18 protein-coding genes are annotated in these 20,762 nt (G+C 68.9%); 6 read left to right on the plus strand and 12 right to left on the minus strand.

Features of this window, described 5'->3' with window-relative positions; translation table 11 throughout:
* Positions 1-106 precede the first annotated feature (106 nt).
* Together FV217_RS09425 and FV217_RS22815 are read right to left on the minus strand one after the other, a co-directional pair.
* Complete coding sequence (locus FV217_RS09425; protein ID WP_246682749.1) at positions 107-3,112, minus strand: helicase-related protein; 3,006 nt, start codon at positions 3,110-3,112, stop codon at positions 107-109.
* A gap of 88 nt (positions 3,113-3,200) precedes the next feature.
* Positions 3,201-3,527 carry a hypothetical protein gene (locus FV217_RS22815; RefSeq protein WP_187272502.1) on the minus strand — a complete coding sequence of 109 codons (327 nt, stop codon included), beginning with the start codon at positions 3,525-3,527 and terminating at the stop codon, positions 3,201-3,203.
* A 276-nt stretch (positions 3,528-3,803) separates the two neighbouring features.
* On the opposite strand from FV217_RS22815, the gene FV217_RS09435 reads away from it, so the two are divergent.
* Positions 3,804-4,427: a glutathione S-transferase family protein gene (locus tag FV217_RS09435; RefSeq protein WP_147816939.1), complete on the plus strand. Its 624-nt coding sequence runs from the start codon at positions 3,804-3,806 to the stop codon at positions 4,425-4,427.
* Between the two features lie 176 nt (positions 4,428-4,603).
* On the opposite strand, the gene FV217_RS09440 is transcribed toward FV217_RS09435, so the two are convergent.
* Together FV217_RS09440 and FV217_RS22820 are read right to left on the minus strand one after the other, a co-directional pair.
* Positions 4,604-5,467, minus strand: coding sequence for a DUF3108 domain-containing protein (locus FV217_RS09440; protein WP_147816972.1), 864 nt, complete (start codon positions 5,465-5,467; stop codon positions 4,604-4,606).
* A 141-nt stretch (positions 5,468-5,608) separates the two neighbouring features.
* Complete coding sequence (locus tag FV217_RS22820) at positions 5,609-5,767, minus strand: hypothetical protein (RefSeq protein ID WP_187272500.1); 159 nt, start codon at positions 5,765-5,767, stop codon at positions 5,609-5,611.
* Between the two features lie 80 nt (positions 5,768-5,847).
* Between FV217_RS22820 and FV217_RS09445 the strand changes: the two genes are divergently transcribed.
* Entirely contained in the window at positions 5,848-6,042 is a 195-nt protein-coding gene (locus FV217_RS09445) for a DUF2735 domain-containing protein (protein ID WP_147816940.1), read from the plus strand.
* A gap of 25 nt (positions 6,043-6,067) precedes the next feature.
* On the opposite strand, the gene FV217_RS09450 is transcribed toward FV217_RS09445, so the two are convergent.
* From FV217_RS09450 to FV217_RS09475, 6 genes are all read right to left on the minus strand, one after another.
* Positions 6,068-7,294, minus strand: coding sequence for an acyl-CoA dehydrogenase family protein (locus FV217_RS09450; RefSeq protein WP_147816973.1), 1,227 nt, complete (start codon positions 7,292-7,294; stop codon positions 6,068-6,070).
* 155 nt (positions 7,295-7,449) lie between these two features.
* A complete protein-coding gene (locus FV217_RS09455) occupies positions 7,450-7,770 on the minus strand; it encodes an HPr family phosphocarrier protein (RefSeq protein ID WP_147816941.1) in 321 nt (106 codons plus the stop codon).
* Positions 7,771-8,047: 277 nt separating this feature from the next.
* Positions 8,048-8,449: a PTS sugar transporter subunit IIA gene (locus FV217_RS09460; RefSeq protein WP_147816942.1), complete on the minus strand. Its 402-nt coding sequence runs from the start codon at positions 8,447-8,449 to the stop codon at positions 8,048-8,050.
* Positions 8,450-8,574: 125 nt separating this feature from the next.
* Entirely contained in the window at positions 8,575-9,090 is a 516-nt protein-coding gene (locus FV217_RS09465) for an HPr kinase/phosphatase C-terminal domain-containing protein (protein ID WP_147816943.1), read from the minus strand.
* The gene (locus FV217_RS09470; RefSeq protein ID WP_147816944.1) at positions 9,087-10,925 is read right to left on the minus strand and encodes a sensor histidine kinase; all 1,839 of its coding nucleotides are present in this window, start codon (positions 10,923-10,925) and stop codon (positions 9,087-9,089) included. The genes FV217_RS09465 and FV217_RS09470 overlap by 4 nt, the downstream gene beginning before the upstream one ends.
* Before the next feature lie 32 nt (positions 10,926-10,957).
* Positions 10,958-11,668, minus strand: coding sequence for a response regulator transcription factor (locus FV217_RS09475; RefSeq protein WP_147078591.1), 711 nt, complete (start codon positions 11,666-11,668; stop codon positions 10,958-10,960).
* A 291-nt stretch (positions 11,669-11,959) separates the two neighbouring features.
* Between FV217_RS09475 and FV217_RS09480 the strand changes: the two genes are divergently transcribed.
* The 4 genes from FV217_RS09480 (at position 11,960) to FV217_RS09495 (ending at position 18,717) form a co-directional block, all read left to right on the plus strand.
* Complete coding sequence (locus FV217_RS09480) at positions 11,960-12,790, plus strand: DUF2470 domain-containing protein (protein ID WP_147816945.1); 831 nt, start codon at positions 11,960-11,962, stop codon at positions 12,788-12,790.
* A gap of 107 nt (positions 12,791-12,897) precedes the next feature.
* Complete coding sequence (locus tag FV217_RS09485) at positions 12,898-15,879, plus strand: response regulator (RefSeq protein ID WP_147816946.1); 2,982 nt, start codon at positions 12,898-12,900, stop codon at positions 15,877-15,879.
* A 147-nt stretch (positions 15,880-16,026) separates the two neighbouring features.
* Positions 16,027-17,832 (plus strand): translation elongation factor 4, encoded by a 1,806-nt coding sequence (gene lepA / locus FV217_RS09490; RefSeq protein ID WP_147816947.1) that lies wholly within the window; start codon positions 16,027-16,029, stop codon positions 17,830-17,832.
* 153 nt (positions 17,833-17,985) lie between these two features.
* Positions 17,986-18,717 carry a hypothetical protein gene (locus tag FV217_RS09495; protein ID WP_187272501.1) on the plus strand — a complete coding sequence of 244 codons (732 nt, stop codon included), beginning with the start codon at positions 17,986-17,988 and terminating at the stop codon, positions 18,715-18,717.
* Between the two features lie 31 nt (positions 18,718-18,748).
* On the opposite strand, the gene FV217_RS09500 is transcribed toward FV217_RS09495, so the two are convergent.
* Complete coding sequence (locus FV217_RS09500; RefSeq protein WP_147816949.1) at positions 18,749-20,092, minus strand: HAMP domain-containing sensor histidine kinase; 1,344 nt, start codon at positions 20,090-20,092, stop codon at positions 18,749-18,751.
* Entirely contained in the window at positions 20,089-20,760 is a 672-nt protein-coding gene (locus FV217_RS09505) for a response regulator transcription factor (protein WP_147816950.1), read from the minus strand. Before FV217_RS09505 ends, FV217_RS09500 begins: the two co-directional genes overlap by 4 nt.
* Positions 20,761-20,762: the final 2 nt, after the last annotated feature.

The following is a 20,762-nucleotide window of genomic DNA, read 5'->3' on the forward strand; positions in this document are numbered from 1 at the left end:
GAAGTATATTTGACAAACTGTGCGACCGCTTTGGCGGTGATCCACGAAAGAAAAAAAGTCTCAGCTATTTAAAGGAGTGGGAGTCGAAATTCTGGATCACAATGGATCAAAACATAAAAGAATTGACAGGCGCTTCCGGCTCGGCAGGGGTCTCGCCGGGCACGGCCTCGGAGGCCGCGGTCTCGGTGGATGCCGTTTCGGCCGATCCGTCCGCATCCGCTGCGAGGGCCTCGGGCGCCGGTGACTCGATCGTCGGCTCTGCCGCAGGCTCCGGAGCAGCAGCCTCCGCTGCCGGCTCCTCGACGGTCGCACCAGAAGGCTCCGCATCGGCCTGTTCAGCCTCGGGTTCCGCTGCCGCCGGCCCGGCCTCCGGCTCGGGTGCCGCGGCCGTCGGCGCAGCGTCCACCACGGCCTCGGGCGCGGACTCGGCCGGTGCGGCCTCGGTGGCCGCGTCATCGGACGAAGCCGCGACCGCGTCGCTGGTCTCGGTCGCGTCCGACACGGTCTCGGTCGTGTCCGCCGTTTCGTGGCCTGCCGACGCAGCGTCGTCCGAGACGACGTCTTCAGTCCCGGCGCTCTGCTGTGACGGTGCTGCCGGGGCAGCAGGCGTCGTCGCGGCCGCGGGCACGAGTGCGACGGTGATCGCCGGTCCGGGCCGCGCCTCCGAGACGTAGCCGAGCGACTTCAGGATCGAGGCGAAATCCTCGCCCGAGCAGCCGACCAGCGAGGTCATGTTGACGGTGGCGACGAAGCCTTCGCCGTCGGCGGTGCCGGCCGGCGGCTCGCCCGGCGTCGCGCCGGGGCGGTAGGCGATGGCCGGACGGATCAGGTCGGCAAGGCGCTCGAGGATGTCGACGCGTACGGCCCGCTCGCCGCAGACGCGGAAGCCGGCAGCGCGGTAGAGACCCTTGGCGATCTCGGGGTCGACCTTGATCGAGGTGCGGCCGGAGCCTGCGAGATGCGCGATCTCGTCGAGGCCGCGCTGGTCGAGGCCGTCGTTGCGCAGGGCCCAGAGTTGGGCGGCGAGGGTGCGCGGCGCCGGCTTCAGCAGGGCCGGCAGGAAGATGTGGTAGGCGCCGAAGCGGATGCCGTGGCGGCGCAGGTTGGCCCGGCCGTCCTGGTCGAGGGTGCGCATCTCCTGCGCGACCTTGGCCCGCTCCAGCACGCCCAGCGACTCGACGACCTGATAGCCGATGCCGCGGGACAGCCCCGTCAGGTCGGCGGCGGAGTCGATCTCCATCAGCGGCCCGAGCAGGCGCACGACATAGGCCTTGAGCCAGGCATTGAGCCGCGTCTCGACCTTCTCGCGCGACGGGCCGCTCAGGCCCTCGTCGGCGATGAGGCGCAGCCCCGGCTCGAACAGCTTGTCGCCGGGCACCAGCTTGGCGACCGGGTCGCCGGTCCAGCGCACGATGCCGTCATGCGACAGCACGAGAGCGGAATCGGCCGCGGCGGAGAACCGGTCGGCCCGCGCCTCGATTTCGCCGGCGAGCGCCTTCTCGGCCGCGTTGCGCAACGTCTTCGCTTCGTGCCCTTCGGCATTCGCGTCCGGGACGAACTGAAAGCCGTGGAGGTGGCCGACATGTTGACCCTCGACGGTTACGTCACCGCCGGGAGTGATCTCAGCTTCGAGCATCGCGTTCTCTCGTAAGCGCCGCATCAGGACGCTGGTCCGTCGGTCGACGAAGCGGCTCGCGAGGCGCTCGTGCAGGGCATCCGACAGCCTGTCCTCTACCCGACGCGTCTCGCCCTGCCAATGCAGGGGGTCGATGAGCCAGTCGGGGCGGTTCGCGACGAAGGTCCAGGTGCGTCCCTGTGCGATCCGCTGCGACAGCGCGTCGATGTCGCCGTCGGTGCGGTCGATCATCTTTACGTGCTTGGCGAACCAGTCGTTCGGGATGCGGCCGGCCATGCCGCGCATCAGGAAGCGGTAGAGCTGCGCCACGAGGTCGGCATGCGTCTGCGGATGGACCTTCCGATAATCCGGCACGCCGCAAGTGTCCCACAGGCGGCGCACCGCCGCCGGGCTCGTCGCCATGTCGCGAAACTCCTCTTCGCGGGCGAGGATCTCGAACGAGGCCTGGTCCTCGCCCATCGGGGCGCGGGTCAGGCCCGGCTCGCGCGGGAATTCGTCGAGGCTTTTCTGGAGCGCGTCGAGTGAGGCGTAGCTCAGGTCCGGGTTGCGCCATTGCAGCATGCGCACCGGATCGAACTGGTGGTTCTCCAGCGCGTCGACCATCTCGGGCTCGAACGGCTTGCAGCGCCCGGTGGAGCCGAAGGTGCCGTCGGCGAGGTGGCGGCCGGCACGTCCGGCGATCTGGCCCATCTCGGCCGGCGTCAGCTTGCGGAACCGCGTGCCGTCGTACTTCCACGTCGCGGCGAAGGCGACGTGGTCGACGTCGAGGTTTAGGCCCATGCCGACTGCGTCGGTGGCCACGAGATAATCGACGTCGCCCGACTGGTAGAGCTCGACCTGCGCATTGCGGGTCCGAGGCGAGAGCGCTCCGAGCACTACGGCCGCCCCGCCGCGCTGGCGCCGGATCAGCTCGGCGATGGCGTAGACCTCCTCGGCCGAGAAGGCGACGATCGCCGTACGACGCGGCAATCGCGAAATTTTCTTCTCGCCGGCGAAGGTGAGGCTCGACAGCCGGGGGCGGGTGGTGACGTGGACGCCAGGCACCAGCGCCTGCACCAGCGGAGTCATCGTCGAGGAGCCGATCAGCAGTGTTTCTTCCCGGCCGCGTCGATAAAGCAGGCGGTCGGTGAAGACGTGGCCGCGATCCATGTCGGCGGCGAGCTGGATCTCGTCGATGGCGACGAACGCCACGTCGAGATCACGCGGCATCGCCTCGATGGTGCAGATCCAGTAGCGCGGCCGCTCCGGCTTTATTTTCTCCTCGCCGGTGACGAGGGCGACCTTCTCCGCTCCCACCTTGGCGACGACGCGCAGATAGACCTCGCGGGCGAGCAGTCGCAGCGGCAGGCCGATCATGCCCGTCGGATGTGCGAGCATCCGTTCGATGGCGAGATGGGTCTTGCCGGTGTTGGTCGGGCCGAGCACCGCCGTGGCGCCGCGCGAGCGGGCATGCGGGGGGAGGTGGTGAAGATTCATCCTGTCGTCGGCGACCCCTGCGGCCCCCGTTCACGGGAGGTCCGTCGTTTCAGCCCGCCCGCGGTGCCGGCTAATTCAGGGAGCCCGGTCAGGGGTTCCGAGGCCGCGGCGGCCTGCCGCCGGACGGCGGCCAGCCATCATATGGGGCCGGTGGTCGCCCGGGACCAACCTGCGGCGTGAGGATCGGGTTTGCGTAGATGTCGACCCGCGTCGGCGGCTGCTGCGGCGCGAGGTCGGCGCATAGGGTGTCGGGGGTCGCGGTGAGGGGGCCGCGCCGCGGTGCACGGTGCTCGATCACCTGGGCGGAGGAGAATGCGTCGCCGCCGCAATCGCGGCCGCCGGCCGAGAGTTCGCCGGCCTGAGCTGTCGAGGCAGCGCACATCACGGGTACGACGAGGAGAAAGATCCGGCGCATGGACCTATGAAAGCCGAAACGATGAAGATTCCGGTCTACGACCGATCGGCTTCGACGGATCGACCGGCTGCGACCCGGTTTTCCGTTGGTAGGCCCACTACGGCGCCCCCGATCTGTGCACACGGCGTCGAATTGTAGCGAGCGGCGTTGCGTGACGTATTCCACGGTTCGCGGCGGAAATGATGAGCTAAAGCAGCGATCGAGGACGGTTCGGGCAAGCGCCGTGGAAGCGCCCGCTAGCGAGCCGCCTGTCGAACCTTCTCTGGAGAACACGCAGTGATCGTCTACGGAACCGGTTATTCGCCCTTCGTCCGCAAAATCCTCGTCTCGCTGGCTGAAAAGGGCGTCTCTTACGAGCACGTGCCCAACATGTTCCACGCCCCAGATCCCGCCTTTCAGGCCGCAAGTCCGTTCGGCAAGATCCCGGCCATCGAAGACGCAGGCTTCACCCTATCCGACTCGTCCGCAATTCTTTGGTATCTGGAGCGCAAACATCCTTCGCCCGCCTTGCTGCCGACCGATGCCAAGGCCTTGGGTCGCGCCGTGTGGTTCGACAAGTTCGGCGACACCGAGCTTTTTTCAAAGCTGGTGGTGCCCTTCGTCGAGCGGGTCCTCAAGCCCAGTATGATGGGTAGACCGTGCGACGACTCGGCGGTGACGAGAGCGCTGGAGACGGATCTGCCCCCGCTGTTCGACTATCTGGAGAGCCAGATCGCCGGCCCGTTCCTGGTGGGGGATGCCTTCTCGATCGCCGATATCTCGGTGGTCACCGGATTCTACAATTTCGGTCTCGCCGAGTGCTCGGTCGATGCGGGACGCTGGCCGAAGCTCGCAGCTTACGTCCAGGACTCCATGGCGCGCCCCTCATTCGTCGCAGCGATCGAAGCGCGCAAGAGCTGAACCGGCCGGAAGCTACACAGGACCGCATCTTGCGCGTCGCCTCACGGGGCGAGTGGCCGGCATTGGGACGGTGACGACCTCGTAGGATGGCGGAAGCGATCCTGCAGGCGGCGCCAAAAAGGTCGATGTGTCCGGGCGTCGTCAGGTCCCCGGGCGCATCACACATCCAAAGCCGATCAGTGTGCCGCGAGGCTCGCCTGCGCCGTCGGCGCACCACCGGAGCGGCTCCAGCGGGTCGCCTCGATGATGTTGGTGCCGAGCGTGGTGCGCACGGAGATCCGCATCGGCAGCAGCACCCGCGCGCCCTCGACGGGGGCGAGCCAGACCGACATGTCGGTGTTGTCTTCCATGAACTTCACGCCGGGACGGTCCGGGCGGTGGCCGCCGATGGCGACGTAGCGCGCGTTGCAGACGAGGACCGGGCCGCTGTAGCCGGGCTTTTCGATCTGGCGGGTCTCGGCATAGCTCAGCACCACGTTGAAGCGGGTCGCGCCGTCGAAGACCGGCAGGGTGCGGTTGCAATTGGCCGGGTCGGCGAGGTCGCCGCGCCCTTGGGCCGGCATCAGCAGGGCGCTGGCCGGATCGACGATGCCACGCTTGGCCGCGGCCGAGACTGGCACGCGGTCGCCCATGTCGACGAGGGGCGGGGTGATCTCGGCACGCGAGACGTTGCCGTTGGCAAGCGCCATGCGCACGGCGATGCCGGAATTCGAGGTGCGGGTCGCGATGGAGAAGGCGTTCGGCAGCGGCTTCTCGGAAAAGCTGCCGGCGGCGCGGGCCGAGCCCTGGCCGCCGGTCACGGCGCCGACGAGGCCGGTGAGCTGGGCCGAGACGTCCATGCGGTAGCGGCTGCCTTCGAAGGCGCCGGAGATCTGGGCCGTCCCGATCGGGAAGCCTGCGAGATTGACGCCGTAATCGACGACGACCGCGGCCCCGCCGGGGGGAGCCTTCGGCGCCCGCGGACGGGCTTCGGCCGCACTCCCGAGGCCGAGGGCCGCGAGGCCGAGCAAAGCTGCGGCCGAGATGAGGGGGGCGCGCAGGAAGGGCAGGGCGCACATGGTCACGGCTGGGATGTCCTCAGAACGGCGCCCGATCGACGCCGGCACCGCACGCGTCATTACGGTTCCATCGTCCAACCTCATGGTTAACAGACGGTTCTTCGTCGGGAAGTCGCCGACAGGTCACACCCGGTGAATGCGTACCGGCTCGGCCGCCAGCGTCACCCGGCCCCTGGCGGCCGCTGAATGATTTCGGAACTGTTGCTGCAGTTGCTCACGAATGGACTGAAATTCATCATGCTCATAATGAAAGCATTCGCGGCTTTTCATCGTGATGATCATGTTAGAGACTTGAATCGTCTGGTAGACAGACCGAATTGCCAAACAGGTAACGGCAGGATCACGAAAGCAGAGGCGATCCGATGTCTATGAGCAGCCACCAGGAGTCGGCGCGGATCTATCAGTTCGTGCCCAAGGCGCGCATGAACCCGCCGGCTCTGCGCGATCGGACGGCGCCCGTGATCGAGCTCATGCCGCCGCGTCTGCCGCTCTGCGAATTCGGGAGCGGCTCCTATCATGAGGCCGCGATCCAGGAAGACCGCTCCCGCAAGCCGTGAGGGTACGGCTGCGGGGCAGGGCGGCTCATGCCTTCGGCAGCATCCGGTCGCTGATGATCCGGCGTTGGATCTCGCTGGTGCCCTCAAAGATCGTGGTCAGCCGCGCGTCGCGCCAGTAGCGCTCGACGCGCCGTTCGGTAGTGTAGCCGTTGCCGCCATGCAGCTGCATGGCTTGGTTGGTGACCTTCACCGCCATCTCGGTGGCGAGCAGCTTCACCATGGCGCATCCGCTCTCGGCCGGCTCGCCCTCGTCGAGGAGATGCGCAGCCTGCTGCCAGAAGGCGCGGGCCTGAGTGACCTCTGCCGCCATGTCGGCCAGCGCGAAGCGCAACGCCTGGAATTCGCCGATCGGGTGGCCGAACTGCTCGCGCTCCTGCAGGTAGGCCTGCGTGTCCTCGACCGCGGCGCGCGCCACGGCCACTGCCCGCGCGGCCGTGTGGACGCGGGCGATGTTGAGGCCGCGCTGGACCGAGGCGAAGCCGCCGGAATCCGCATCTGCACCCTCGTCACCGTAGAGGCCGGTCAAGCGGTCGCTCTCGGGCACGCGCACGCCGTCAAGCTCCAGCTCGAAGGTGAGGAAGCCGTGATAGCCGATCTTGTCGATCACCGTGCCGGTGACGCCGTCGGGAAACGTGCCCGGCTTCTTGATGACGAGGAACGGCTCCAGTCCGGCCGAACGCGGTTCGCCCTCCTTCGGCTCGCGCGTGCGGGCCAGCACTTCGATGAAGTCGGCGGCCTTGGCGAAGCCGGCCCAGCGCTTGGTGCCGGTGAGCACCCAGTCGTCGCCCTCGCGAACGGCGCGGGTGCGCACGCCCGCGAGATCCGATCCAGCGCTGGGCTCGGAGAGCGAGATGCTGCCGATCCATTCCCCGCGGGCGGACTTGCGCAGCAGCTCGCGCTTGCGGTCGTCATCGAGGGTCTGGGTGCCGAGGCCCTGGCCGCGGGCCAGGATGCTCCCGACGGAGAGCCAGGCGCGCGAGAGTTCTTCCGAGATCAGGCAGTACTCGAAGACGCCGAGACCCATGCCGCCGTACTCGGCGGGGATGGTGATGCCGAACCAGCCCTTCTCCGCCATGGCGTCGATCAGGGAGCGCGGCATCTCCGCCTTCTGCGGGTCGAGCTCGTCGGCGATCGGCATGACCACGTCGCGGGCGAAGGCGCGGGCCTCGCGCTGCAGTCGTACGCGGGTCTCGGTCTTCCAGGGCGAGAGCAGTTCCGGCGGCCGTGGCTGATGGCGGTCCTGCTTCGGCATGGAGGCTCCCGACTGCGTGGCGTTCCGGGTGGAGGCCGCGCCGGCAAGCGAGACCATGCCGACCAACCTAGTGCTGAGGCACCGCATCGCCCACGGGCAAGCTACCGCAATCTCCCGGTTTCGATCGCGGAAGCCTGGACATCGCCGATAAAAAACTACTCGTCTTCGCCGAAGCGGTTGGCGAGCAGCTCCTCGATCGCATCGAGCGCCGCCCCGGCATCGTCGCCGACCGCCGTGACGAAGATCGCCGTGCCCTGGGCTGCGCCGAGCGTCAGCAGGCCCATGATCGAGCGGCCGCCGACCGTCTCGCCGGCCCGCGTCACGGTGACGAGCGCCGAGAAGCGTTCGACCGTCTGCACGAATTTCGCCGAGGCACGGGCATGAAGGCCGCGCCGGTTGATGATCGGCAGCGTGCGCAGCAGCCCGCCCTCGGGGACCTCCGGCGCGGCGTCGTCTGTCTCGAAACTCTCGCTCATCGGCGCGGCGTCGTCCCTAGAGCGCTTTCCGACCAAGTGGATACCGGTCGGTCGAAAGAAAGCGCGGCAAAAAAAAGTCTTAGAGACGCCGAGCCGACGCAATCGGATCGAATACGGCTCTGGCATACGGTCGTGCCGCTGACCGGCATCGGCTGAGCCGGCCTCGTGCGAACGGGACGGCGCCACGGCAGATAGGGCGGTCAAGCTGAACGGCGACCGACGGGACCGAGTCTGCAATCGACAAAGCCGGGTCGGCCGCAGCCTGCGCCTGTCGCGATTATTTGCCGGCCAGCACGCGCGAGGCGACGTTGATGTACTTCCGGCCCGCTTCCTGGGCGTGGAGCACGGCGTCGCCGAGGCTCTCCTCGTCGCGGACGCTGGCAAGCTTGATCAGCATCGGCAGGTTGATTCCGGCGACCACCTCGACCTGGCCGCCGTTCATACACGACAAGGCGAGGTTGGAGGGCGTGCCGCCGAACATGTCGGTGAGCACGACGACGCCCGATCCGGTGTTCACCCGGCCGACCGCCGACATGATGTCGCGGCGACGGAGCTCCATGTCGTCCTCGGGCCCGATCGTGATCGTCTCGATCTGCTGCTGAGGACCGACCACATGCTCGAGTGCGGCCTTGAACTCGGTCGCGAGCAGGCCGTGGGTGACAAGCACCATACCAATCATGGAAGCGCTTTCCGACACCGTCAGAGCGGAGCCGTCAGGTTGTGCAGCGCAAGGTATAGCGCAAGACATTCGCGACGATTTGCTCATTCTCACGCCATCAACATGACATGGCGGCGATGCCGACGCTACACGTCGCAGTGTTCTGCCGCCAACAGAGCGGCCGAGTGCGTCCGCGAAGACACGATCCCGTCTTGCCGCACTGCGGCGAGCGCCTGTCGAATCACGTATGCGCGAGGTTGACGGGGTTCAAGAACGAGTCGCGGCAGTGCGACGCCGAGAATCAGTGTCGGATCGGGCCGTCCGGGGGGCAGGCGCGGGGCCTCCGCGACGAGATCGACGACGAGGCGAATCACGGCCGCCTGCGCGACGTTCACGAGCCGCCGGATGCCGAGCCCCCGGATCTCGATGAGCGCTGCAACCTCCGGATGTCCGCGGGCGACGATCCGGCCGTGGCGCAGGGACAGGAGGACCCGGTCGTCGCCGACGAGGCGGCCATGGCTGCCGGTCGTGTCGGCATGGTCCAGCAATTCGAGGCAGAGCGTGGACTTGCCGGACCCGGCGGGTCCGCGGATCAGGATTCCATGCTCGCCGAGGAGGAGGCAGGTCGCGTGGCAGCCGGTGTCGCCACCTGCCGCGCTCACGCCGCCTTCTCGTCGGTGCCGAACAGGTCGGCGCGCGTGGCGGGCGGCAGGCGTACGATGAAGCGCGCGCCCCGGATCGTCGGCTCGCCGTCCTCGTCTGCGGGGCCCGGCCGGTTCTCGGCGCGGATGCTGCCGCGATGGGCCTGGATGATCTGGCGCGAGATCGAGAGCCCGAGGCCGGAATTCTGGCCGAAGCCCTGTTCGGGGCGGTCGGTGTAGAAGCGCTCGAAGATGCGCTCCAACGCGTGCTCGGGAATGCCCGGCCCCTCGTCCTCGACGATGAACTCGATCTCCTTGGCCGAGCGCCGCAGCGCCAGCCGCACCTTCGCGCCCGGCGGCGAGAACGAGCGGGCGTTGTCGAGGAGATTGTTCACGACCTGACCAAGCCGGCTGTCGTGCCCGATGATGCGGAACGGATCCTCGAGCTCGCCCGGTGGTGATTCCAGATCGAACTTGATGACCGCCGCATTGGAGCGGCGTCGCTCGTTCGCCACGGAGACCACGGTGGTCAGAAGCTTTTTCAGGTCGACGCGGCGCGCCTCGGCGCGGCCGAGCTCGGCGTCGAGGCGCGAGGCATCGGAAATGTCGCTGATCAGCCGGTCCAGGCGCTTCACGTCGTGCTGGATGATCTCGAGAAGGCGACCGCGCGATTCCTCGGTTCTGGCGAGCGGCAGCGTCTCGACGGCGCTGCGCAGCGAAGTCAGCGGGTTCTTCAGCTCGTGGCTGACGTCGGCGGCAAAACTCTCGATGGCGTCGATGCGGCGGTACAGCGCCTGGGTCATCTCGCGGAGCGTTCCGGAGAGATGGCCGATCTCGTCGGTACGGCTGGTGAAGTCCGGGATCTCCTGGCGCGACTTGATGCCCATGCGCACTTTCTCGGCAGCATCCGCGAGGCGGCGCACCGGGCCGGCGATGGCGCCGGCGAGCAGGATCGAGAGCACCAGCATCACCGCGGCGGCGACGAGGAACACCTGAAGCAGGCCGAAGCGCTCGGAGGCGATGACTCGGTCGATGTCGTCGCCCTGGGTCGAGACCATCAGGGCGCCGCGCACGCCGCCGGTGCGCTGGATCGGCACGGCCACCGAGACCACGGTCTCGCCGGAGGCATTGCGGCGCACGATGGTGCCGCGCGAGCCCGACAGGGCCGCCTCGACCTCCTTGAGGCTCTTGCCGTTCTGCGGGCCAACCTCGTCGGCGCCCGTGCGGTCGCCGAGCATCAGGCCGAGAACGCGGATCTGGACGAAATCCCAGGCCTGTTCGAGGAAGTTGCGCTTGCGGCGCGGCAGCGGCTCGGGCCGTGCTCCGTCGCCGCGTGTTGACAGGGAGCGGGTGTCGAAGAGCAGGCCGCCTTCCTGGTCGTAGACCCTTGCGCGATGCCCGGTCGGCGTCACCAGGCGCCGCAGCAGCGGCGCGACCTTTTCCGGGTTCAACGAAAAGCTGAGCGTCGAGGGATCGTCGTCGTCCTTGCCCTCGCCGGCCTGCAGTTGCAGCAGGCGGTCGGGGTCGACCTGGATCGCGTCGCTACCGACGGAGGCCTGTGCGGCGATGGCGCCGGCGATGATCTCGCCCTGCACGAGCAGGCTCTGCACCCGCGCCTGGATCAGCCCCTGCCGGAACTGGTTCAGGTAGAGGAAGCCGAACAGCAGAACGATCAGCCCGACGAGGTTCAGCACGACGATGCGCCGCGTCAGGCTCGACGAGGCGCGCTGGCCGATGCCGTTCCAGAGGTCGCTCAGCCAGTTCAGCGGCGGCTGCCGGAACAGGGCCGCAAGCTTGGCCGATAGGCCGGCCCGGGCTTCGGGGGACGCTGGGTTGCGAAAGAAGGGTGCGAGCATCGCGCTGAGGCGGTCCGACTTCGACTGTGCTCTCACGATTCCTTGAAGCGGTAGCCCACGCCGTAGAGCGTCTCGATCATCTCGAAGTTGGTATCGGTCACCTTGAACTTCTTGCGCAGCCGCTTGATGTGGCTGTCGATGGTGCGGTCGTCGACATAGACTTGGTCGTCGTAGGCCGCATCCATCAGGGCGTTGCGGCTCTTCACGACGCCGGGACGCTGGGCGAGCGACTGCAGGATCAGGAACTCGGTGACGGTGAGCGTGACCGGCTCGCCCTTCCAGGTGCAGGTGTGACGCTCGGGATCCATCATCAGCAGGCCACGCTCGAGCGACCGGGCGGCGGCGTCAGCCTCATTCTTGGCGGCGTTGGCCGGGTCCTTCGGGGCGAAGCGGCGCAGCACCGCCTTCACTCGCTCGACCAGGAGGCGCTGCGAGAACGGCTTATGGATGAAGTCGTCGGCGCCCATCTTGAGGCCGAACAGCTCGTCGATCTCTTCGTCCTTCGAGGTGAGGAAGATCACCGGAAGGTCGGATTTCTGCCGCAGGCGCCTGAGAAGCTCCATCCCATCCATGCGCGGCATCTTGATGTCGAAGATCGCGAGGTCGGGCGGGGAATGCTTCAGACCGTCCAGCGCCGAGGCGCCGTCGGTGTAGGTCTGGATGCGGTAGCCTTCGGTCTCGAGGGCGATCGAGACCGAAGTCAGGATGTTCCGGTCGTCGTCGACGAGGGCGATGGTCGGCATGCGCTTTCCCTGACTAGTCGGCGCGTCGGCGGTCGATCGTAAAAGAGAGCCGCCCCGGCGCCGGTCCTGTTGAACAGGCTGGCCATGACGCGATGACGGCCCGCTTCGGGGGCAGGTCCGGATCGCGTAACAGAGTCAGGTCCTTTACGACCATCGTCGGGAAAAAGCGAGCGTCCGTCATAGCTTGGCCGTATCGGTCCGTGTCCGCGGCGACCCGTCCTCGTGCCGCACCGCTCATCCGCGCTATGCTCCCGTCCCAATCCGGCGCCGCGCCGGGCAGGAGGGACATCGATGTCGGAGAACGGGTCGTCGAACCAAGTCGCTGAGCCGACTGGCGCTTCTCAGCCGCGGCCGCAAGCCCGGCCGCTGCCCGCCGCCGAGGCAGGCTTCGACGCGATCGGCCTCGGCCGGCATCTGCTGCGCACCATCCGATCGGGAGCGCTCGCCACCCTCGATCCGGCGGATGGCATCCCGTTCGCCTCCCTCGTCACCATCGCCACCGACGTCGACGGCACACCGCTGATGCTGCTGTCGCGGCTCTCGGCGCATACGCGCAACCTGATGGCCGATCCGCGCGCCTCGCTGCTGTTCTCGGCCGGCGGCAAGGGCGATCCGCTCGCCCATCCGCGCATCACCGTCACCGGGCGCGCGACCCGGACCGAGGAGCCGCGGGTGCGCGAGCGCTTCATCAGTCGTCATCCGAAGGCGAAGCTGTATGCCGACTTCCCCGATTTCGGCTTCTTCGCCCTGGAGCCGATCGCCGGCCATCTCAACGGCGGCTTCGCCAAGGCCGCGACCCTGACGCCGTCGGACCTCTTGCTCGACCTGTCGCAGGCTGAGGCGATCGTCGCGGGCGAACGCGGTGCCGTCGAGCACATGAATGTCGACCATGCCGACGCGCTGGAACTCTATGCCAAGGGGGCCGGAGGCGAGGGCGGCGGCTGGCGCCTGAGCGGTCTCGACCCCGAGGGCATGGACCTCCTGGCCGGCGACCGCACGGCGCGGGTGCTCTATCCGAGCCCGGTCTCCGACATGGGCGGCCTGCGCAAGAGCCTCGTCACGATGGCCCATGCGGCACGGGCCGGTGGCGAGAGCGTATCGGAGCCGGCGGCAAGTTCCTGACGGCGGTGAGGAAAATCCGCGCGACGCCGGTCCGGTCAACCGTCTGGCAACCATTGATGGTCTAGTTCTCGACCGTATCGGAACGCGTGGAGCAGCGGACTTTCGGGATGATCGGTGCCGCTCGGACGCGTTCCCTCGTCGATTCGCTCGCCCTGTTCGCGTTGGCGCTGGCCGTGCCGCTGGTGATTCTCACGGTCGTCGCGGCGGCCTGCTACGTGCAGAGCGAGCGCTCGCGCCTCACCGCGATCGGCCAGCTCACCGGCGACCACCTGCGCGAACGCGTCGACCGCGAACTCGCCGAGATGACGGCCACCGCCCGCACGCTCGCGACCTCGCCCGCGATCGATGCCGGCGACGACGCGGCCTTCGCGGCCCAGGCGCGGGCCGTCGTCGACGTCAGCCACGTCACGGTGACACTGTCCGAGCTCGATGGCCGCCACCGGGTGAATACGCGCGCCGAGCCCGGCCGGGCGATGCCGACCGTTCCGCGCCCGGCAATCGTCGCGGCCGTCACGGCTTCGCGGCAGCCGGTCGTGTCCGGTCTCATGATCAGCGGCATTACCGGCCGCCGGATCATCGGGGTGCACGCACCCGTGATCCGCGACGGCATCGTGACGAAGCTCGTCTCGGTGGTCGTGCGGGTCGAGCATTTCGAAACGCTGATCGAGCAGGAGGGAATCGCTCAACCCTATTCGGCGACGATCCTCGATGCCGGAGGCGGCATCATCGCGGCGACTTACGCGCCTGTGATCGCCGCTGCGAACGGGGTCTTCGCGAGCGAGGCGCAGGCCGGCGAGGCCGATGCCGGGGAGGTCTCGGGCGAGACCGAGCGGACGCGCGATGCGACCTACGCGCATCGCTCGCAACGCTCCGGCTGGACCGTCGTGACCGACGTGGAGACGGCGGCGCTCGAGGCACCCTTTCGCCGATCGTTGGCGCTTCTCGCCGCGATCGGATGCCTGCTCGCGGCCCTCGGCGGTCTGGTCGCCCTGCCGCTGATGCGCCGGACCAAGGCAGCGTTGCGTGCGCTCGCGGCGGCCGCCGAGGCGGTCGGGCAGGAAAGGCCCGTCCGCCTGGAGCCGAGCCGGCTGCGGGAAGTCGACGTCGTCGGACAGGCCCTCGCGGCGGCCTCCCGCGCGCTCGCGGAGCAACGAGCGACGCTGGACGCGGCGCAGGCCGATCTGGAGGCTCGCGTCGAGCAGGGCGGCCGCGCTCTGGAGGCGAGCCGCGCACAGTCCCGGGTGCTGGCCGACAACGTCAGCGACGTCATCACCATGCGTCGGCAGGGCAGCTACGACCTCAGCTACGTCTCCCCGTCCTGCGCCCGGATGTTCGGTCAAGACGACGATGCGATCGCGGGTTTCGCGATCGCCGACAAGATCCATCCCGAGGACGTCGCGGCCGTCGCGGCCGTGGATGCCGCGCTCGGTTCCGGCCAGTCGAGCGTGACCTGCCTGTTTCGCGCGCTGCACGCCGACGGACGCTGGATCTGGGTCGAGAGCGTCAGCAGCCGGATCGCCTCGGCCGGTCCCGACGAGCCCGACGTCGTCTCGGTGCTGCGGGACGTCACCGAGCGCCAGGGTCATGCCGACGAGTTGCGCATGGCGCGCGACATGGCCGAGCTCGCCCAGGCCAAGGCGGAGAACGCCAACCGCGCGAAATCCGAATTCCTCGCGGTGATGAGCCACGAGATCCGCACGCCGCTCTCCACCATCCGGGGCTTCTCGGAGCTTCTCGCCGACACCGCTCCGTTGAGCGCGGAGCAGAGCCGCTACATCGCACTGGTCGACGACGCGGCGGCGACGATGGTGACGGCGGTGGAGGACATCATCGATTTCGCCAGGATGGAAGCCGGCGACCTGCGCCTCGATCCTCAACCCTTCGGACTCGCCAGCGCCATCGAGGACGTGGCGGTGTTCCTGCGCCCGGTCGCGGCCCGACGGGGTGTCGCCGTCGGCGCGACGATCACGCCCGACCTTCCGCTTCACGTGCTCGGGGACGAGCGCCGGCTGCGCCAGATCCTGCTCAACCTCCTCAACGCGCTGCTCCGGAGCCATCGCGGCGGTCTCGTCACCATCTCCGTCCAGCGCCGGCACGGCGTGAAGGACCGGATCGGCTTCACCATCGCGTCGAGCGGCGGACGTGCGGTGGCGACGGATGCGGTCGGGCTCGGACTGACCATCGCGCAACGCCTGATCGGGCTGATGGGCGGCCGGCTCGATCAGGTGGCCGGCGGCGGCGAGCCGTCGACCTATCGCTTCACGGTGCCGCTGCCCGAGGCCGAGGCTCCCGAGGTGCGCCCCGAGGGCGCCGGCCTGGTGTTCGGCCGTCCCGCCCGCCTGCTCCTGGTCGAGGATCATCCGATCAACCGCGAGGTCGCCTGCAAGCTCCTGGAGCGGGCCGGCCACGTCGTCGACACGGCGAACGACGGCGCGGACGCCGTGGCCGCGGTGCAGCAGCACGGCTACGACCTCGTGCTGATGGACATACAGATGCCCCGCATGGACGGCCTGACGGCCACGCGCCGCATCCGCGCCCTGCAGCATCCGTCCCGGCGGGTGCCGATCCTGGCCATGACCGCCAGCGTCCTGCCCGATCAGGTCAAGGGGTTCCACGAGGCCGGCATGAACGGCTACATCGCCAAGCCGCTGGACCGGAAGGGCCTCTGCGCGGCGGTGGAGGCGCAACTCGCCTCCTCGCTGGTGCTCGAGACCCGTCGCGGCGGCGGCGAGGCGCCGACGATCTTCGACCGCGCCGCCTATGACGGCCTGATCGCGAGCCTCGGGGCCGAGGCGGCACAGAGCGCGCTGCGCGGCTTCATCGTGCTGGTCGAGGCGGCCCACGACGCCGACCCGTCGATCCCCGGTTCCGCCAGGACCGATGCCGACACGATCGCCGTAGCCGCACGCCGGCTCGGCTTCCTCGACCTCGCCTCGTCGCACGATCGCCTCGCGGCGGCCGAGCCGGGCCCGGCCGAAGAGGCCGCCCTGAAACGCGCCCGCGTCGCCCGCGAACTCGCCCGGCGCGTCTTCGACGAACTCGCTTTCAACGATCGCGGCGCGGCCCGGCCCCAGGTCGCGCTGCTCTAAGGCCCATGGGCTCTGGGCGGCGCGTTCGCGTGCCGCCTTGGCGCTGAGGCCTGCCGCTGCTATCTCCCGCGGCTCGGACGCTTCCCTCTTCAGACCTGCCGTGCGCCGCCAGCCCCTCGGACGGGCCGCCTCGCGCCGGGGACCATGATGACCACCGCACCCATCGACAACATCCGCAACTTCTCCATCGTCGCGCATATCGACCACGGCAAGTCGACGCTCGCCGACCGGTTGATCCAGACCACCGGCACGGTCGCGCTCCGCGACATGAGCGAGCAGATGCTCGACTCGATGGATATCGAGAAGGAGCGCGGCATCACGATCAAGGCGCAGACCGTGCGCCTCGAATACCGCGCGGAGGACGGCAAGGATTACGTCCTCAACCTCATGGACACGCCCGGCCACGTCGACTTCGCCTACGAGGTGTCTCGCAGTCTGGCCGCCTGCGAGGGCTCCCTTCTGGTGGTCGACGCCTCCCAGGGCGTCGAGGCGCAGACGCTGGCCAACGTCTACCAGGCGCTGGACGCCAACCACGAGATCGTGCCGGTCCTCAACAAGATCGACCTGCCGGCGGCCGAGCCCGACCGCATCAAGCAGCAGATCGAGGAGGTGATCGGGCTCGACGCTTCGGACGCCGTGGCGATTTCGGCCAAGAGCGGCCTCAACATCGAGGCGGTGCTGGAGGCGATCGTCACCCGGCTGCCGCCGCCGAAGGGCGACCGCGACGCGCCCCTCAAGGCCCTCCTCGTCGACAGCTGGTACGACGTCTATCTCGGCGTCGTCGTGCTGGTGCGCATCGTCGACGGCGTGCTTAAGAAGGGCATGAACATCCGCATGATGCGGGCCGACGCCGTGCACGGCGTCGACAAGATCGGCGTGTTTCGCCCGAAGATGACCGACATCGCCGAGCTCGGCCCCGGCGAAGTCGGCTTCTTCACCGGCTCGATCAAGGAGGTCGCCGACACCCGCGTCGGCGACACGCTCACGGAAGACAAGCGGCAGTGCAAGGACATGCTGCCGGGCTTCAAAGAGGTCCAGTCGGTGGTGTTCTGCGGGCTCTTCCCCGTCGACGCCGCCGAGTTCGAGACCCTGCGCAGCGCCATGAGCAAGCTGCGCCTGAACGATGCCAGCTTCTCCTACGAGATGGAGACCAGCGCGGCCCTCGGCTTCGGCTTCCGTTGCGGCTTCCTCGGCCTGCTCCACCTCGAGATCATCCAGGAGCGGCTCGAGCGCGAGTTCAACCTCGACCTGATCTCGACGGCGCCGAGCGTGGTCTACCGTCTCGCGATGACCGACGGCTCGACCAAGGAGCTGCACAACCCGGCCGACATGCCGGACGTGATGAAGATCACCGCGATCAACGAGCCCTGGATCCGCGCCTCGATCCTGACGCCCGACGAATATCTCGGCGGCGTGCTGAAGCTCTGCCAGGACCGGCGCGGCAGCCAGGTCGACCTCAACTACGTCGGCAAGCGTGCCATGGTCGTCTACGACCTGCCGCTCAACGAGGTTGTGTTCGATTTCTACGACCGCCTGAAATCGATCTCGAAAGGCTATGCCAGCTTCGACTACCACATCTCCGACTACCGCGAGGGCGACCTCGTGAAGATGTCGATCCTCGTCAACGCCGAGCCGGTCGACGCCCTCTCGATGCTGGTCCACCGCTCGCGCGCCGAGCATCGCGGCCGCGCCATGTGCGAGAAGCTGAAGGACCTGATTCCCCGCCACCTGTTCCAGATTCCGGTCCAGGCGGCGCTCGGCGGCAAGATCATCGCTCGCGAGACCATCAAGGCCCTCTCCAAGGACGTCACCGCCAAGTGCTACGGCGGCGACATCTCCCGCAAGCGGAAGCTTCTGGACAAGCAGAAGGAGGGCAAGAAGAAGATGCGCCAGTTCGGCCGCGTCGAGATCCCGCAGGAGGCATTCATCGCCGCACTGAAGATGGACGATTGAGTGGCGGCGTCTGGCCGAATATAGTGTCCGGCAGGCGGCCTGGGCGCGAATTTTGCACCCAGCGGGCGTCAATCAAATCGAAGGAGACTTCGATCCGTGCGCTTCATTTGGTGTGGCCGCTCGAGACGCGGGGGGATCGCAGCTTGGGCGGTGATGGTCGCCGCATCCCTGGCTGGGTACGGTGGTTCGATCGCCGCGGCCGTCGCCGCGGATGAGATCGTGATCGCCACGATCACGGGTGGTCGTCTTTTCGTGCTCGGCACGACCAGCGAGTCTCGCCAGCGCGTCGTCCTGGACGGCCGGTTCGAGACCACCTCCGACGAAGCGAGATCGTTTCAGTTCGAACTCGTCTACCATCCGGCGACCTGCATCGTCGGCGCGACGATCGGGAACGAGACCCGCGAAGCCGTCGTCAGCAATTGCAGTCAACGCAGCGCGACGGCGGATCCGAACCCCGCGACCGCTGTCGACGGGCAGCGTGACCGCCAGGCGATCGTGCCGGCGCCTCCGGCTCCACCGGAGCCGGCGCGACCCCAAAGCCTGCCTGTCGCGCCGGAGGCGCAAGGCGTGGCGGCGCTCCCCGTTCCCCAGGTTCCGGAACCGGATGCCGTGCCGCCCGTCGCCGCGTCTGCGGCCCCGGAGCCGGCATTCGCGCCTCACGCGATGGTGCGCGCACCGCGGCCGCCCCTGCGGCCGTCCGATGCCAGGCTCAAGCCGGCGCCTGCCGCACATGACGAGCGGGCCAAGCACCGTCCCGCTCTGGCGGCTCCGATCAAGCTGGCGTCCGACGGCGTCGCCGAGACGGCGGATCGAAAAGCGAAGCCGACGCCCAAGCCGATCGTGCAAAGACGCAAACCGGTGCCCGCGCAGCCCCCTGTCGAATAGAGCCGCGTTCGGCGGTCCGCCTACGGCCACGTCAGGCCGTGTGCCATTCCAGCGCGACCTGCAAGCCGCCGAGCTCCGACGCTCCCAACGCGACCTGCCCCCCGGTCTCTTCGGCGATGTCCGAAGAAATCGCAAGGCCGAAGCCGGTGCCGGGCTTGGTCTCGTCCCAGCGGCGGCCGCGGGCAATGCGGGCGATGGCCGCCGCGCTCATGCCGGGACCGTCATCCGCGATGACGAGGCGGCTGTCCGAGCCGTCCGACGCGCCGGTGACGACGACGCGGCGGTGGGCCCATTTGCGGGCGTTGTCCAACAGATTGCCGAGCAGCTCGGTGAGGTCGCCCTCGTCGCCGGGATAGCTCAGCGCGGCGGGGACATTCACCTCCCACGACAGCGAATCCGCGTCCGGCAGCCGGCGCAAAGTCGCGACGAGGCGCGCGACCACCGGGGCGACCGGGCAGGCGCGGCGGCGGAGATTGCCCGCGGCGGCGACGCGTGCACGCACCAGCGCCCGCTCGACCTGCCGGCCCATGGCGAGGGCCTGTCCCTCGATCTCGGCCGAGAGCTCCGGCCGGTCGTCGGCGCTGTGCCGGGCGAGGGCCGTCAGCACTGCCAGCGGCGTCTTGAGGCCGTGCGCCATGTCGCCGGCCTGGGTCCGAGCGCGCTGGAGGGCGCGCTCCTGCACGCCGATCAGCCGGTTGAGGTCGTCGACCAGCGGCTGGACCTCGTCCGGAAAGTCCCCCGGCAGCGTGGTGCGGGCGCCGTCGTGGATGGCGCGCAGATCCGTGCGCAGCGCCCGGAACGGCCGCAGCGCCCGCTGTACGAAGACAGACATGGCCAGCGCCAGGACGAGGCCGAGCCCGACCAGCGCCGGCACGATCAGGCCGAGGAAGGTGGTGCGGCTCGCGGCGAGGTCGCGCCGGTCCATGGCCACGGTGATCGTCAGCGGCGTCGGCGCCGGCTCGCGGCCGATGGTGATGCGGCGGCCGACGGCGATCAGGCGCGCGCCTTCCGGCCCGTCGAGGTCGACGGTGTGCCGATCGGTTGGAGGGGAGGGGAGGCTCTTGTCCCAGAGCGAGCGCGAGTGCAGATCCGCCGCCCGGTCCGGTCCGTCGGGCGCGATCTGCCAGTAGAGGCCGCCATAGGGCGTGGCCAAGCGCGGGTCGGCCGGCTCGGCCCCGAGCTGCAGGCGGCCGTCCGGCGCGCGCGAGACCTGCCCCGCCAGAAATTTCGCCGTGCGGTCGAGGTCCTCGGCCGTGCGCGCGTCGAGCACCCGGTCGAAGATCAGGACGAGCCCGGCACCCGCGAGGGCGAGCGCCAGGGCGATCAGCCCCGCCGCGGCGAGGCTCAGCCGCAGCCGTAGGGAGCGGAGCTTCACGACGCCTCGGAATCGGCCGGGATGATGTAGCCGTGGCCGCGGCGGGTCTCGATCAAGGGCACGCCGAGCTTGCGCCGCAGGCGGGTCAGCAGCGCCTCGATGGCGTTGGCCTCGCGCTCCGTGCCGGAATCGTAGAGGTGGTCCAGGAGTTCACCCGGGGGCACCACCTGTCCCTGCCGGTGCAGCAGGAAGGCGAGCAGCCGGTATTCGAGCGCCGTCAGGCTCATCGGCCGGCCTTCGACGCCGACCTCGCGGGTGCGGGTGTCGAGCTCGACCGGGCCGGCCTTGAGCACGGGCGAGGCGTGGCCGGCGCTGCGGCGCAGGATGGCGCGCAGCCGCGCCACCAGCTCCTCCATCCGGAACGGCTTGACGAGGTAGTCGTCGGCGCCCGCGTCGATGCCCTCGACGCGCTCGCGCCAGCCGTCGCGGGCGGTGAGGATCAGCACGGGCAGGGGCTTGTCCGTCGCGCGCAGCTTCTTCAGCACGCTGAGGCCGTCGAGGCGGGGCAGGCCGAGATCGAGCACCATGGCGTCATAGCTCTCGACCTCCGCCTGGAACCACGCCGCCTCGCCGTCGCCCACCACGTCGGCGACGTAGCCGGCCCGCTCCAGGCCCTGCCGCACGTCCTCGGCGATGCGCGGCTCGTCCTCGACGATCAGAATACGCATCG

Origin of the sequence: Methylobacterium sp. WL9 (assembly GCF_008040035.1) — a bacterium.
Taxonomy (GTDB): Bacteria; Pseudomonadota; Alphaproteobacteria; order Rhizobiales; family Beijerinckiaceae; genus Methylobacterium; species Methylobacterium thuringiense.